Source organism: Pseudalgibacter alginicilyticus (assembly GCF_001310225.1).
GTDB classification, from domain to species: domain Bacteria; phylum Bacteroidota; class Bacteroidia; order Flavobacteriales; family Flavobacteriaceae; genus Pseudalgibacter; species Pseudalgibacter alginicilyticus.
Window position 1 is genome coordinate 1,611,525 of the sequence record NZ_CP012898.1, and the last position, 14,952, is coordinate 1,626,476.

General features: G+C 33.9%; 13 protein-coding genes. 9 read left to right on the plus strand and 4 right to left on the minus strand.

Going from position 1 to position 14,952, the window contains the following annotated elements; genetic code table 11:
- Positions 1-51: 51 nt before the first annotated feature.
- Complete coding sequence (gene obgE / locus APS56_RS06550; RefSeq protein ID WP_054726264.1) at positions 52-1,050, minus strand: GTPase ObgE; 999 nt, start codon at positions 1,048-1,050, stop codon at positions 52-54.
- 193 nt (positions 1,051-1,243) lie between these two features.
- A complete protein-coding gene (locus tag APS56_RS16745) occupies positions 1,244-2,353 on the minus strand; it encodes an adenylate kinase (RefSeq protein ID WP_082379423.1) in 1,110 nt (369 codons plus the stop codon).
- Positions 2,354-2,489: 136 nt separating this feature from the next.
- On the opposite strand from APS56_RS16745, the gene APS56_RS06560 reads away from it, so the two are divergent.
- The 5 genes from APS56_RS06560 (at position 2,490) to APS56_RS06580 (ending at position 7,184) form a co-directional block, all read left to right on the plus strand.
- On the plus strand, positions 2,490-3,644 hold the full coding sequence (locus APS56_RS06560) for a 5-(carboxyamino)imidazole ribonucleotide synthase (RefSeq protein ID WP_054726266.1): 1,155 nt from the start codon (positions 2,490-2,492) through the stop codon (positions 3,642-3,644).
- A gap of 4 nt (positions 3,645-3,648) precedes the next feature.
- Entirely contained in the window at positions 3,649-4,131 is a 483-nt protein-coding gene (purE, locus tag APS56_RS06565) for a 5-(carboxyamino)imidazole ribonucleotide mutase (protein ID WP_054731243.1), read from the plus strand.
- A gap of 143 nt (positions 4,132-4,274) precedes the next feature.
- On the plus strand, positions 4,275-6,317 hold the full coding sequence (locus APS56_RS06570) for a M3 family metallopeptidase (RefSeq protein WP_054726268.1): 2,043 nt from the start codon (positions 4,275-4,277) through the stop codon (positions 6,315-6,317).
- A 46-nt stretch (positions 6,318-6,363) separates the two neighbouring features.
- Positions 6,364-6,918: a sigma-70 family RNA polymerase sigma factor gene (locus tag APS56_RS06575; protein WP_054726271.1), complete on the plus strand. Its 555-nt coding sequence runs from the start codon at positions 6,364-6,366 to the stop codon at positions 6,916-6,918.
- Between the two features lie 2 nt (positions 6,919-6,920).
- Positions 6,921-7,184: a hypothetical protein gene (locus APS56_RS06580; protein WP_054726277.1), complete on the plus strand. Its 264-nt coding sequence runs from the start codon at positions 6,921-6,923 to the stop codon at positions 7,182-7,184.
- Here the strand turns inward: APS56_RS06580 and APS56_RS06585 are convergent.
- Positions 7,181-8,014 carry a UbiA prenyltransferase family protein gene (locus APS56_RS06585; RefSeq protein ID WP_054726278.1) on the minus strand — a complete coding sequence of 278 codons (834 nt, stop codon included), beginning with the start codon at positions 8,012-8,014 and terminating at the stop codon, positions 7,181-7,183. The two genes, APS56_RS06580 and APS56_RS06585, sit on opposite strands and share 4 nt — an antisense overlap.
- Before the next feature lie 188 nt (positions 8,015-8,202).
- Between APS56_RS06585 and gcvP the strand changes: the two genes are divergently transcribed.
- From gcvP to APS56_RS06605, 4 genes are all read left to right on the plus strand, one after another.
- Complete coding sequence (gene gcvP / locus APS56_RS06590) at positions 8,203-11,052, plus strand: aminomethyl-transferring glycine dehydrogenase (RefSeq protein WP_054726279.1); 2,850 nt, start codon at positions 8,203-8,205, stop codon at positions 11,050-11,052.
- A 100-nt stretch (positions 11,053-11,152) separates the two neighbouring features.
- Complete coding sequence (locus APS56_RS06595) at positions 11,153-12,211, plus strand: 3-oxoacyl-ACP synthase III family protein (RefSeq protein WP_054726280.1); 1,059 nt, start codon at positions 11,153-11,155, stop codon at positions 12,209-12,211.
- Positions 12,212-12,429: 218 nt separating this feature from the next.
- Positions 12,430-12,882, plus strand: coding sequence for a hypothetical protein (locus APS56_RS06600; protein ID WP_054726281.1), 453 nt, complete (start codon positions 12,430-12,432; stop codon positions 12,880-12,882).
- A gap of 136 nt (positions 12,883-13,018) precedes the next feature.
- Positions 13,019-13,603 (plus strand): hypothetical protein, encoded by a 585-nt coding sequence (locus APS56_RS06605; RefSeq protein ID WP_054726282.1) that lies wholly within the window; start codon positions 13,019-13,021, stop codon positions 13,601-13,603.
- A gap of 131 nt (positions 13,604-13,734) precedes the next feature.
- Here APS56_RS06605 and APS56_RS06610 read toward each other — a convergent pair whose 3' ends face one another.
- Positions 13,735-14,703, minus strand: a complete 969-nt coding sequence (locus APS56_RS06610; protein ID WP_054724017.1) for an IS110 family RNA-guided transposase — start codon at positions 14,701-14,703, stop codon at positions 13,735-13,737.
- Positions 14,704-14,952 lie beyond the last annotated feature (249 nt).

A 14,952-nucleotide genomic window follows, 5' to 3' on the forward strand; every position in this document is an offset into this window, starting at 1 on the left:
TGCTATTGTAAAAAAAACGCAAAAAATTAAATTAATAAAACTCTTGACCTTCTAATCATTCAACATTTTCCACAAAGTATCTTTAAGTTCTGTAATACCTTGTTGTGCCACGGATGAAATAAACAAATATGGAATGGGGAGCTCGTTATCCAACTCCGTTTTTAATTCTGCTTTTAGCTCATCGTCTAACATATCGCATTTAGAGATAGCAATGATACGCTCTTTATCAAGCATTTCAGGGTTGTAACGGCGAAGTTCATCCAACAGAATGTCATATTGTTTTTTTATATCTTCTGCATCAGCAGGAATTAAAAACAATAAAATGGAGTTTCGTTCTATGTGACGTAAAAAATAATGTCCAAGTCCTTTTCCTTCGGCAGCCCCCTCAATAATTCCGGGAATGTCTGCCATTACAAAGGTTTGAAAATCGCGATATTCTACTATACCTAAATTGGGTTTTAAGGTTGTAAATTCATAATCGGCAATTTTTGGTTTTGCAGAAGTTACTACCGATAACAATGTAGATTTTCCAGCATTAGGGAATCCTACTAAACCAACATCAGCAAGCACTTTAAGTTCCATAGTAATGTGCCTTTCTTCTAGTGGCATACCAGGTTGTGCATAACGTGGTGTTTGATTGGTAGCTGTTTTAAAATGCCAGTTTCCTAAGCCCCCTTTACCGCCTTGTGCTATGATTTTTTCTTCACCGTGCTCTGTAATTTCTAAAATAATATCGTTAGACTCGGTATCTCTTACAACTGTTCCCAAAGGCACATCTATATAAACATCTTCACCATCACTACCAAAACTTCTACTTTTAGAGCCATTTCCTCCATGCCCCGCACGAATATGTTTTTTAAATTTTAAATGAAGAAGTGTCCAAAGGTTAGAATTTCCCCTAAGAATAACATGACCTCCACGACCACCATCACCACCATCGGGACCTCCTTTGGCAATGTACTTTTCGCGATGTAAATGCGAAGAGCCTTGACCACCTTTACCAGAGCTTACATACATTTTTACGTAGTCAACAAAGTTTCCTTCTGTCATGTTCTTAAATATTAAACTTTAAATAATGAAAAAAAACAGTCCGTAGCCACTACTACTTCTGTTTTATTTCGTCTCCTCAGTGATTTTGGTTATAAAGTAATATACTTAAAACCTCAGCAATACTATTTGTTATTAAAAACCAAAAAATCTTTTGTAACCAAAAGATTTTTAAAATTTTAGCTTTCGCTATAAATTATAGGTTATCTATCACACTACTTAATCGTACTGTAATATCCTCTATACTACCAACACCATCTACCCCAAAATATTTATCTTGAGCAGTATAGTAATCTTTTAAAATGGCTGTTTCGTTATAATAAACTTTTATTCTATTTCTAATTACAGCTTCATCAGCATCATCGGCACGACCACTTGTTTTTCCTCTTTCCAACAAACGTTTTACCAAAACTTCATCATCAACTTCCAAAGCAATCATTGCATTTATTTGCGAATCTTTACTGTCCATCAACTTATCTAAAGCATCTGCTTGGGCATTAGTACGTGGAAAGCCATCAAAAATAAATCCGTTAGCATCGGCATTTTTTTCAACTTCAGCATTCAACATATCAATAGTTACCTGATCTGGCACCAAAGCACCTTTATCAATATAAGATTTTGCCAGCATACCTAAAGCAGTCTCATTTTTAATATTGAATCTAAAAACATCGCCAGTAGAAATATGTACAAGATTATACTTTTCTTTTAAAAATTCTGCTTGCGTTCCTTTTCCTGCTCCTGGAGGGCCAAATAGCACTAAATTTGTCATGTGTTGTGTTTCTTTAATTTGATAAATTTCTGGCAAATCCCTTCCCAGATTGTCATAGTCTAGCCCATAGCCCACTATAAATTTATCAGGAATTTCAATACCTATATAATGTAGTTTAAAATCTTTTTTATAAGCTTCGGGTTTATAAAATAAAGTGGCTATTTGTAATAATTTTACCTTTTCATTTTCAAAAATCCGATGCACTTCTGCCAATGTCTTACCTGAATCAATAATATCTTCAAGAATAATAACAGTTCGTCCCGTCAAATCTTGGGTCAGCCCTATTAAACGCTGGATATCTTCACTTGATTTTACACCTTCATAAGACGCTAATTTTATAAAAGTGACTTCACAAGGTTTCGGGTATTTTTTAACAAAATCGCTTACAAACATAAACGAACCATTTAAAACACCTACAAACACAGGTATTTCATCCCCTATAGCTTCCAAAATTTCAGCAACCATTCTTTCAACAGCAGCATCTATTTCTTGTGCAGAAATAAAAGGTTTAAAATATCTATCGTGAAGTTTTATCACTGGTTTTTTAATTTTTACGGTTGCAAAGATAATCAATAGATTGTCGAATCCCCATTTTTGATATACGATTTCCAAAGTAATTTGATATTAAAACGTATTTTTGTGTCTTAAAAATAGGTTTTAGCAAAAAAATAGTATGAATTATTTTTCTTCAGATTTTAAACTCGGTATTCTTGGTGGTGGTCAATTGGGCAAAATGCTGCTTAATGATACCAGAAAATTTGACATTTACACTTGTGTTTTAGATGCTAGCAATGAAGCTCCTTGCAAAATAGCGAGTAATGAATTTCACCTTGGTGATTTAATGGATTACGATGCTGTTTACAATTTTGGCAAACAAGTTGACGTACTTACTATTGAAATTGAAAATGTAAATGTAGATGCTTTAGAAACACTTGAAAAAGAAGGCATTAAAGTTTACCCATCATCCAAGACACTTCGTACGATTCAAAATAAAGCAAAGCAAAAATTATTTTATGTAGATCATGATTTACCTACAGCCGATTTTTTGCGTTTTGCATACCTTTCTGAAATTGAAGACACGATTAACAATGGTGGTCTAAAATTTCCTTTTGTTTGGAAAGCCGCTCAATTTGGCTACGATGGTAATGGTGTAAAAGTAGTGAGACAACTTTCAGATTTAGACCATTTACCAAAAGGCGAATGCATTGCTGAAACATTAGTGCCCTTTAAAAATGAATTAGCTGTTATTGTCGTCAGAAATGCTTCGGGAGAGATTAAAACATTTCCAGTGGTTGAAATGGAATTTCATCCAGAAGCCAATCAGGTAGAATATGTTATTTGTCCAGCACGAATAGACGATAAAGTTGCACAAAAAGCTATTGATATAGCCTTAAAAACATCAAAAGCTTTTAACCATGTAGGCTTATTAGCCGTTGAGATGTTTCAAACTGCAGACGATAAAATTTTAATAAACGAAGTAGCTCCACGACCACACAATTCCGGACATCAAAGTATTGAAGCAAGCTATACCTCACAATTTGAACAACACATAAGAGCCATTTTAGATTTGCCTTTAGGACGTACCGATAGCAAGGTTGGTGGTGTGATGGTAAATTTGGTAGGAGCTGAAGGCCACACGGGCAATGTCATTTATGAAAACATTGAACATATCATGAACATGGATGGTGTAACGCCACATATTTACGGAAAAAAACAAACACGTCCATTTAGAAAAATGGGACATGTTACCATTGTCAATGAAGACTTAAATGAAGCAAGAAGAATTGCTGAAGCTGTTAAAAAATCGATTAAAGTAATAAGTGAATAAAAATATGAGTAAAGTAGGAATCATCATGGGAAGTAAAAGCGATTTGCCAGTTATGCAAGACGCTATTGATATTTTAAAAGGGTTTGACATTGAGGTTGAAGTGGATATTGTATCAGCCCACCGTACTCCCGAAAAATTATTTGATTACGGCAAAAATGCACATATTAGAGGATTTTCTGTAATTATTGCAGGTGCTGGAGGTGCAGCACATTTACCAGGTATGATTGCTTCTTTATCTCCCCTACCAGTCATAGGTGTTCCCGTAAAAAGCAGTAATTCTATAGATGGATGGGACTCTGTTCTATCTATTCTACAAATGCCTGGAGGTGTTCCCGTTGCAACGGTGGCACTTAATGGTGCTAAAAATGCAGGCATATTAGCCGCTCAAATATTAGGCTCAAACAATGCCACAATTCTAAACAAAATCATAGCCTACAAAGAGGAGCTTAAAGCTGCGGTTATTAAAACGGCTAACGGCTTAAATTAAAAAACCCCGAATTTCTTCAGGGTTTTTAGAGCTATTAAATAAATAGTTCTAGTTATGAGTTAGTCACTCTATAAAACAATTTGAAGCAAAAATAAACAATTTTTATTATGCGCGCATAATAAAGTTAAAATATTTCTAAAATAATGTCACAAAATATTCTTACATCTCCTTTTGACACCAATTTCAATACTGCCCCTTTTTCTAAAATAGCTAATGAAGACTACCTACCTGCGTTTAAAGCGTGTATTAAACAAGCCAAAGCTGAAATTGACGCTATAGTAAATAACCCTGATGCTCCTAATTTTGAAAATACCATTGAAGCATTAGATTTTTCTGGTGAACAATTAGATAGAATTTCAAGTATTTTTTTTAATTTAAATTCTGCAGAAACCAACGATAGCATTCAAAAAATAGCACAAGAGATATCACCACTACTATCCGAATTTAGTAATGATATTACTTTAAACGAGGGTTTATTTAAACGTGTAAAAGCTGTTTATGACTCTAGAAACGAATTAAATTTATCTACAGAACAAACAACTCTTTTAGATAAAAAATATAAAAGTTTTTCAAGAAATGGGGCCAACTTACCTGAAGATAAAAAACAAAAACTTCGAGATATTGATAAAAAACTAAGTCAGTTAAAATTAAAATTTGGAGAAAATGTATTAGCAGAAACAAACAAATTTGAAATGCTAATTACAGATAAAAATGATTTATCAGGTTTACCTGAAGGCGCCATAGAAGCAGCTAAACAATTAGCGGAATCTAAAGACAAAAATGGCTGGTTATTTACATTGGATTATCCAAGTTATATTCCTTTTGTAACCTATGCAGATAATCGTGAATTGCGAAAAAAAATAACATTAGCAGCAGGCAAAAAAGGTTTTAATAATGATGATTTAGACAATCAAAATATTGTTTTAGATATTGTAAAATTACGACATGCTCGTGCCCACTTGTTAGGTTATAAAACCCACGCACATTTTGTTTTAGAAGAACGCATGGCTAAGACTCCTGAAACGGTTTTAAACTTTTCAAATGAATTGTTAGAAAAAGCAAAACCTGCTGCACAAGCTGAATTTGAAAACCTTGAAAAATTTGCCAAAGCATTAGATAATATTGACAGATTAGAAAAATGGGATGGTGCCTATTATTCAGAAAAATTAAAGCAAAAACTATTTAGTCTTGATGATGAAAAACTGAAGCCTTATTTTAAATTAGAAAATGTAATTAATGGTGCATTTACCATCGCTAAAAAATTATTCGATTTAGAGTTTGAAGAAATTGATTCTATTGATAAATACCATGAAGATGTATTAACTTATAAGGTAACCAACACTAAAGGAGATTTTATTGCTATTTTTTATGCTGATTTTTTCCCTAGACCAGGAAAACGAAATGGCGCTTGGATGACGGTTTACAAACCTCAATTTATAAAAGCTGGCGAGAATAGCAGGCCACACATATCAAATGTTTGCAATTTTACTAAGCCTACTAAAACGAAACCGTCTTTACTTACTTTTAATGAAGTAACAACTCTATTTCACGAGTTTGGTCACGGTTTGCATGGCATGTTAGCCAACACCACTTACCCAAGTTTATCTGGTACCAATGTTTTTTGGGATTTTGTTGAATTACCAAGTCAGGTTATGGAAAATTGGTGCTACGAAAAAGAAGCCTTAAAACTATTTGCTACACATTTTGAAACAGGCGAATTGATTCCAATGGATTTGATTGAAAAAATTAAAGAGTCCGCAACATTCCACCAAGGCATGCAAACGCTTAGACAATTAAGTTTCGGGCTGTTGGATATGAGTTGGCATGCTAATGAAAAACCTGAAACTATTACAAATGTAAAAGCCTACGAAACCAAAGCCTTTAAAAACACAACGCTATATCCTGAAGTTGCAGAAAACTGTATGAGTACGGCCTTTTCTCATATTTTTCAAGGCGGCTATTCCTCAGGCTATTATAGCTACAAGTGGGCTGAAGTTTTAGATGCTGATGCTTTTGAGTATTTTCAAGAAAAAGGCATTTTTAATAAAGAAGTTGCTCTAAAATTTAAAGACCATGTACTATCGCAAGGAGGTACAGAAAACCCAATGACACTCTACAAACGTTTTAGGGGTCAAGAACCTCAACCTGAAGCCTTGTTAAAACGTGCTGGGTTGTTAAAGCATTAAATTTATTCAACTTTTTACACTACTTTTGATATTAAATAACAACTAAATGCCAGAACACAAAATTAATCCTAACCAGTGGATCGATTTATATTCAGATTACTTATTCAATTACACCATTTCACGTGTAAGTGATAAAGTAATAGCGCAAGATTTGGTTCAAGATACGTTTTTCGCAGGCCTAAAATCAATGAAAAATTTTAAAGGAGAAGCTAGCGAGCGTACATGGCTTATTTCAATATTGAAAAGAAAAATTATTGACCATTATAGAAAAATAAATTCTACAAAAGGAAAAGCAGAGGTTCGCATTAATTATAATAGCGATACAGATTCTGAAGGAGATTGGCTTGAAGAACGCGTAGCAGACCCATTTGATAAAACGGCAGAAGACACCATTCAAAATAGCGAACTGGGCGATGCTATACTTGAATGTTTAAGTAAACTACCAAAAAAACAAGCTGAAGTTTTTAAAATGAAAACTATTTTAGAATATGAAACAGATGTTATTTGTAATGAACTGAATATTACTGCGTCTAACCTTTGGGTGATAATACATCGAGCAAGAACCTCTATGGCATCTTGCCTTGAAAAGAATTGGTTTTAATTATGAGCAAACGTCGTAAATTTTTGATACCCTGTGATGAAGCAAATCGGGTTTGTGACAAATCACAGTATGAAGAAGCCTCTTTATGGGAAAAAATAAAACTCAGCATTCATTTAATTTTTTGCAAATTTTGCAGAACATATTCTAAAAACAATGCTAAGTTAACTCACAAAATCAAAGAATCAAAAGTTGAATGCTTAGACAAAACATGTAAAGAATCAATGAAAAAAGATTTTGAAAAAGCTCTAAAAGATTACTCTAACTAAGTAAACAAAAGTAATAATATCAACCATAAAACAGGGACTGCTTCCACCCAAAAAGCACTGTAGTAAGCCCCTTGCTCTTTTTTTGAAAACAATAATAACAAAAAAGTCACTACTATAGTGGTTAATAAACTTAAGGTTTGAAATATGAGCGGTTGGCCTTTAAAACATTCTAAAAAAAACATTGCAGCCAATAACATTCCTCCCAATAGCTTTGTTTTCTTAACACCAATTTCCTGAGGAATTGTACCTAATTTCAGGCTATCAAATTGCAAATCGCGTATTTCAAAAGGCAACATTAAGACCAACACAAAAAGAAAACGTTGTATGGCTACAAGAAACACATCAGCACTCCAGATATAATCATTATTTATAATAGGCAAAAACACGGTAACCCCTACCCAACTCAGGGCAATAATGTAAACCTTAACACCTACAATACTTCGTAAATTTTTATGCCCATTGGTACTTATTTTTTTTGGTAAATACGGCATCGCATAAAAAAAAGTAAGACATCCTAAAACAGCAATCCACAACAATGTATTAAAATGCAATTGCCATAAATAATAGCACATCAAACAAAAACATACAAAAGATAAAACCTGAATCCATTTAAGCCCTACTGCTAAACGCCGATGGTAAAATTTAGCAATAGAAAAATACTTTACAAAATTGTACCCTGTGATAGAAGCATAAAAAACAAAAAGCACCATTGTTCTATCAAAAGGAATTTTAAACTCTATAAGCGTTATCCAAACCAATGAACAAACAGCTACTGCCACATGGATACTACTGGTAATATAAAAATTAAGCACGCGCTTTAAAAACTTCATTTCACAAAAATAACTATTGCAGTTTGATTTTTAACTTAAAATAAAACAAGCGCTTTTTATGGAAAACTCAAGATAAAATTGCCAAGTGTTGATAAGGTTTTCAAATGGTTAAAAACTTTCATTTTATAAACCAAAAAAAGCATTACTTATTATTTAATTTTGCAAATTAAATTCAATCTTACATTTTAATGAATACAAACGCTTTTGCCCTGCGTCATATTGGCCCAAACCAGGATGATAAAAAACAGATGTTGGAAACTATAGGAGTTGAATCTTTAGACCAACTTATTTATGAAACCCTACCGGATGATATTCGCTTAAAAAATGGATTGAATTTAGACAAGCCCATGACGGAGCATGAATACTTACTTCACATTCATGAGTTATCCAAAAAGAACAAAGCCTATACAACTTATATTGGTTTAGGCTACCACCCTACCATATTACCTGCCGTTATTCAGCGCAACATTCTTGAAAACCCAGGTTGGTATACGGCATACACCCCATATCAAGCTGAAATTGCTCAAGGGAGGTTAGAAGCGCTTTTAAATTTCCAAACCATGATTACAGATTTTACAGGTATGGAAATTGCCAATGCATCCTTACTTGACGAAAGTACAGCCGCTGCCGAAGCTATGAGCTTATTATTTGCCGTTCGTGAACGCAGCCAGAAAAAATCAGGAATCAATAAGTTTTTTGTTTCAGAAAACATATTACCTCAAACACTATCGTTACTTCAAACAAGAGCAACCCCTATAGGGATTGAATTGGTAATTGGTAAAGAGGAAACTTTCAACTTTTCTTCTGAATATTTCGGTGCTATTTTGCAGTATCCGGGTAAAGATGGTCAAATTACCGACATTAAAACATTTATTGAAAAAGCAAACAAAGCCAACATTAAAGTTGCCGTAGCTGCTGATATTTTAAGTTTAGTAAAACTGGAAGCTCCGGGTAAATTTGGAGCTGATGTTGTAGTAGGTACCACCCAACGCTTTGGAATACCTATGGGTTATGGTGGTCCGCACGCAGCCTTTTTTGCAACTAAGGAGGCTTATAAACGAGACTTACCAGGTCGTATTATTGGCGTTACCAAGGATTTAGATGGCAATCGTGCATTGCGTATGGCATTACAAACACGTGAACAACATATAAAACGCGATAAAGCAACATCTAACATCTGTACTGCACAGGTGTTATTAGCTGTTATGGCTGGTATGTATGCTGTTTATCATGGCCCTAAAGGCTTACAATTTATAGCAAATAAAGTCCATAACAAAACTGCAGCGTTAGCAAAAGCTTTAAAAGAATTAGGTTTTAATCAAATAAATACAGCGTTTTTTGATACGCTTCATATCAAAACGAATTCTAAAAAAATTAAAACAATTGCAAAGGAAAAAAAAGTCAACCTTCGCTATCCAGATAAAGAAACCGTTACGATTTCTATTAACGAAACCACAGCCATTCGAGATATTAATTATCTAATCACCGTATTTGCTGAAGCAGCTGAAAAAGAAACTATAATTATTAACAGCGTATCAGAAGCTAATAATATTCCTGAAGACTTACAGCGAACAACAGATTTTTTAACGTTAGAGGTCTTCAATTCACATCATTCAGAAACCGATATGATGCGTTATATAAAATCACTTGAACGCAAGGATTTATCATTAAATCATTCCATGATTTCCTTAGGCTCTTGCACCATGAAATTAAATGCGGCTTCAGAAATGCTCCCTTTAAGTTGGTTTAAATGGGGAAATATTCACCCATTTGCGCCTAACAAACAAGCCCAAGGCTATTTAACGGTTATAAAAGAATTAGAAGACCAACTCTCTGAAATTACAGGATTTGCAGCTACCTCATTACAGCCAAATTCTGGCGCACAAGGTGAATATGCGGGCTTGATGGTTATAAAAGCTTATCATGAATCTCGTAAAGAAGGCCACAGAAATATCTGTTTAATACCTGCTTCAGCACATGGAACAAACCCTGCTAGTGCCGTTATGGCTGGTATGAAAGTAGTTGTAACAAAATCTACAGATGAAGGAAATATTGATGTTGAAGATTTACGTGAAAAAGCGGAATTACATAAAGATAACTTATCGTGTTTAATGGTTACTTACCCTTCAACGCATGGGGTATACGAATCAGCCATTAAAAAAATCACTAAAATTATTCATGATAATGGCGGACAAGTTTATATGGATGGAGCCAATATGAATGCCCAAGTAGGTTTAACAAACCCAGGAAATATTGGTGCAGATGTTTGCCACTTAAACCTACATAAAACTTTTGCCATTCCTCATGGAGGTGGTGGTCCTGGCGTAGGTCCTATTTGTGTTGCAGAACAATTAGTTCCTTTTTTACCAGGAAACCCTGTTAAGAAAATAGGAGGCAAAAAAGCCATTACTGCCATTTCTTCTGCTCCGTTTGGTTCTGCTTTAGTATGCTTAATTTCTTATGGGTATATTAAAATGTTGGGAGCTGAAGGTTTAACCGAGTCTACAAAAACAGCTATTTTAAATGCCAATTATATCAAAGCGAGGTTGGAAGGCTACTATGACACTCTATATTCTGGAGAATGTGGTCGTGCAGCCCATGAAATGATTGTGGATTGCCGTCCATTTAAAGCCAATGGTATTGAAGTGACCGATATTGCAAAACGATTAATGGATTATGGTTTTCATGCACCAACCGTTTCTTTTCCTGTAGCAGGCACGCTAATGATTGAGCCTACAGAAAGCGAAAATAAAACTGAAATTGACCGTTTTTGTGATGCACTTATTTCTATCCGAAAAGAAATTGACAATATCTCTATTGAAAACAGTAATAACGTCCTTAAAAATGCGCCTCATACGTTAAGTATGTTAACCGCTGATGAATGGTATTTCCCTTATTCTAGAGAAACGGCCGCTTACCCTTTAGAGCACATAAAAAACAATAAATTTTGGCCAACAGTAAGACGTGTTAATGATGCCTATGGCGACAGGAATTTGATTTGTACTTGTGCTCCAATTGAAGAATATATGGAAGCATAATAGTGGTTGAACATCGTAAAAAGTTTGAAATAAAAAACACCTATATTCTACTTGATAGTATATTTGAATAATGAAAAATAATTAATAGCATTTTTGTTTTATGAATATTAAAATCACTGGCACAGGGAGCTATATACCTGATGATGTTGAAAAAAACGAAGACTTTTACCAACATGAATTTTTAAATGCGGATGGTTCTGCCATAAAACATCCGAATGAGGTTATTGTTAAAAAATTTCAAGCCATTACAGGCATCGCTGAACGTCGTTATGCAAAGGAACATTTAAACTCATCTGACTTGGGTTTTTTTGCTGCAGAAAAGGCAATTGATGATGCCAATATTGACCCAGAAACAATAGATTACATTATCGTTGCTCACAACTTTGGCGATGTAAAACACAACAGTATTCAAAGCGATTTACTACCAAGTTTAGCATCGAGAATTAAGCATCATTTACGCATTAAAAACCCTAAATGCGTTACTTATGATATTCTTTTTGGATGTCCAGGATGGGTAGAAGGCGTTATTCAAGCTAATGCTTTTATTCAAGCAGGTTTAGCTAAACGCTGTTTGGTAATAGGTACCGAAACCCTTTCCAGGGTTGTGGATCAGCATGATAGAGACGCTATGATTTTTGCCGATGGTGCAGGCGCTACTATTATTGAAGCTACCCATAGCGAAGGTGGTATATTAGCACACGAAACCGCTAGCCACACCTATGATGAAGCCTATTATTTACACTTTGGAAAATCTAATAATCAAGAACTTTCTTCTGACACTTGTTATATAAAAATGGAAGGGCGAAAAATTTATGAATTTGCTCTTAATCATGTGCCTGATGCTATGAAGTCTGCTTTAGATGCTAGTGGTAGTAATATTAGCGAAGTGAAAAAAATATTCATTCACCAAGCCAATGAAAAAATGGATGAAGCTATTTTAAAACGCTTTTACAAACTCTACAATACAGAAATTCCAGAAAATGTAATGCCTATGAGCATTCAAAAATTAGGAAACAGTTCAGTAGCAACCATTCCAACACTTTTTGATTTGGTTAAAAACAATCAGCTGGAAAATCACTCACTTTCAAAAGGCGATGTTGTTATTTTTGCAAGTGTTGGTGCTGGTATGAATATCAATGCCATTGTTTACAAATACTAATTTATTTGAGAAATATATATCAACGAAACGATTTTAATCAAATCCTTAAAATCAATACAAAATCCCAATAGTAGTTATTGGGATTTTTTTGTGTATTTCTGTAAGAAAAATTAATTATATTTACTGAGTGCCACCAATAAAAATCATGACATATCCTAACATATTTTCGGAATATGAGTTATAAAACAAGTATATCCCTAAGTTAGGTGTCATTTGAAATGAACGCAGAAATAAAAAGAAACATACGAGATAGATGGATATCATCGCTTTTTGAAATTGCTCACTCGGAATTTCAAAACCGACTTTGGATTAACGCTGAATATAAAAATTCAGTTGGTGATTACAACGAATGTGTTTGCGGATATTTTGACGATTTGGATTTGGAAAATGGATATACTGACTTTATTGAGAACGGAATAATATCGGAAACGGAATATAAAATTGTAACGGAATTACACTCTGAATTAAGAAAATATACAGAGAGGACTGAAAAGCGGAATTTATCGGACAAAAATATTCTAAAAGATGTGGAATGGATTAACGTTACGAACATCGGATTAAAAACGTGGACTGAATTAAAAAAGAAAACGGAATCGATTCGTGATAAAGAATTAATGATTGAATTGGAAAATAAATATCTGAAAGAAAAAACGCCACCTAACAATGTATAACCGCAATTACGGCGGATTCGACTACGTCCGAATCCACTCGGAATTGCTAACGCCAGTGCTTAACCGAAAATCATTAACTTTAAACCCGTAACTGACGGTTATACGAGACCGTTGTGTGTCATTTTGAGAAAACCTTATGAAAAAATTGACTTTAATATTAATTCTGATTTTATCTGCTGGCTGTTCCTCAAAAACAAAAACCGAAAAAGCAATTACTGAACAAGTTTCGGAATTAAAACCGCCATTTAAGAATCAAGGAGGACAAGAGGATTTTTGGGCACAAGAGTTTTTCAAAGATGAGTACGAAAAACAAAATCACATCAAATTTAACGGCGAAATTAAAATAGTAAATGAATATAAGTCTTTGGACGAGCATGGTAATTTCATCACCAATGCGAATGAAATTAGTTTTGGAAACAGAGTTGTTGAAATTAACCTAAATGACAATAAATTACGCTCGATTTTCGAAAATGGAATTTTATATCCAGATTTGATAAGCGAAAAATATTTTAAAATATGGGATTTGGAAGAATTGAGTTTTTTAAACAAATCACCAAAGATTAAAAAGTTTCGAATTTTTGCAAATATGCCTGAACGCATTTATACACAAATAATTCTATTGGAATTAAAAAATGAATCCGCGGACAATCAGACATCGATGAGTGAATTTATTGAAAATGCTCAACTGACTTTTATAAAGGAAGCTTGGTTAATGATGTAAAAAAACGAACACACAACAAAGAACTGAGGTAAAAAACAAGTCATTTCTTCAAAAATATTAGACACTATTATATTGGGCTTACAAATTCAAGTAGTTGATTTTGTAAGCTTTTTTTTATTCTATTTTTTTAATTACTTAAGCAATACAGAAACGTAAGTTTCATCATACGCTCTGCCTGATTTCGCAATTGCAAAGCATTGTTTAATCAGCTTATTAGCTACAGCTATTAATGCCACTTTCTTGCTCTTTCCTTTGTTTACTATACGCTCATAAAGTTCCCGACACGCTTTATTATGCTTACAGGCATTAAACGAACATAGAAATAATAGATTACGTAGTTTCCTATTACCGACTTTACTTATCCGTGATCTACCTTTAACACTACTGCCAGACTCCCTTATGGTAGGTGTAATTCCAACGTAACTACATAACTGTGCTGCGTGTTCAAACTTTGAAAAACCATCGGTTATAACAATTAAAAACAATGCTGTTTTCTGACCTATGCCAGGAACAGTTCTAAGCAATGTTAGTTGTTCTTGCTGCTCTTGTTTGATTAATGATAGAAGTTTCAATTCGATAGCAGAAATCTCTTTGTCTAGATGCTTTTTATTACGTTTTAATGAACGGTACACATACCTTGATGGTATGCCCAAAGTCTCTTCCCCGTGTAGCTTGTTCTTGGTTGCTGTACGGTGTTTTAGATAAACATCTAACAATCTAAATAGCTGTAAACATTCACTCTGTACATCTGTGAGCGCATTGTATATGGGTACTGCATTGATTAAGGCATAATCACATATCGATTTAGCATCGCTCTTATCTGTCTTTACTTTGGCTAATTTCATTTGAATAAAACGCTTAATGGATAAAGGATTTACCACAGAAACTACTATTTTATTTTTGTACAAAAACTGAGCAAGCCGATAATGATAATAACCTGTTGCTTCCATAACCACTAAGGCTGTATCTGGTAATTCTTTTAGAAACTTAACGAATCCTGATTCATCATTTTTGTACTGATTATGACCCGAAAGGGTACCATAAACATCAAATACATCTTTGCTGATGTCAACTCCAAAAGTTTCTTTATATTTATTCATAAGAAATGATTTATGAAAGAACTAACTACTGGATTCACAACAACTTGAAATCGAGATCTATAGTCTCACAGAACTGATCGTGATTTAGTAGTAAAAGAGAGAGGATTATCAATGTTGTCGAAGTCTAAAGCTTCACCGTATATATTAACCTTAATTCTCTCTTTTGTTCTTTCTGATTTATATCTAATTTAATAGATTTCAAACTTAAGACGTATATAAAAAATTGCTATTTTGGGCTAAATTTAAAGG

Bases quoted from the DNA above. Each gene is read 5' to 3' on its own strand.
- APS56_RS06575 (WP_054726271.1), top strand. From the start codon at position 6,364: ATGCCAGAACACAAAATTAATCCTAACCAGTGGATCGATTTATATTCA.
- APS56_RS06595 (WP_054726280.1), top strand. From the start codon at position 11,153: ATGAATATTAAAATCACTGGCACAGGGAGCTATATACCTGATGATGTT.
- APS56_RS06600 (WP_054726281.1), top strand. From the start codon at position 12,430: ATGAACGCAGAAATAAAAAGAAACATACGAGATAGATGGATATCATCG.
- gcvP (WP_054726279.1), top strand. From the start codon at position 8,203: ATGAATACAAACGCTTTTGCCCTGCGTCATATTGGCCCAAACCAGGAT.
- APS56_RS06580 (WP_054726277.1), top strand. From the start codon at position 6,921: ATGAGCAAACGTCGTAAATTTTTGATACCCTGTGATGAAGCAAATCGG.
- APS56_RS06570 (WP_054726268.1), top strand. From the start codon at position 4,275: ATGTCACAAAATATTCTTACATCTCCTTTTGACACCAATTTCAATACT.
- APS56_RS06610 (WP_054724017.1), bottom strand. From the start codon at position 14,703: ATGAATAAATATAAAGAAACTTTTGGAGTTGACATCAGCAAAGATGTA.
- APS56_RS06585 (WP_054726278.1), bottom strand. From the start codon at position 8,014: ATGAAGTTTTTAAAGCGCGTGCTTAATTTTTATATTACCAGTAGTATC.
- APS56_RS06605 (WP_054726282.1), top strand. From the start codon at position 13,019: ATGAAAAAATTGACTTTAATATTAATTCTGATTTTATCTGCTGGCTGT.
- APS56_RS06560 (WP_054726266.1), top strand. From the start codon at position 2,490: ATGAATTATTTTTCTTCAGATTTTAAACTCGGTATTCTTGGTGGTGGT.
- purE (WP_054731243.1), top strand. From the start codon at position 3,649: ATGAGTAAAGTAGGAATCATCATGGGAAGTAAAAGCGATTTGCCAGTT.
- obgE (WP_054726264.1), bottom strand. From the start codon at position 1,050: ATGACAGAAGGAAACTTTGTTGACTACGTAAAAATGTATGTAAGCTCT.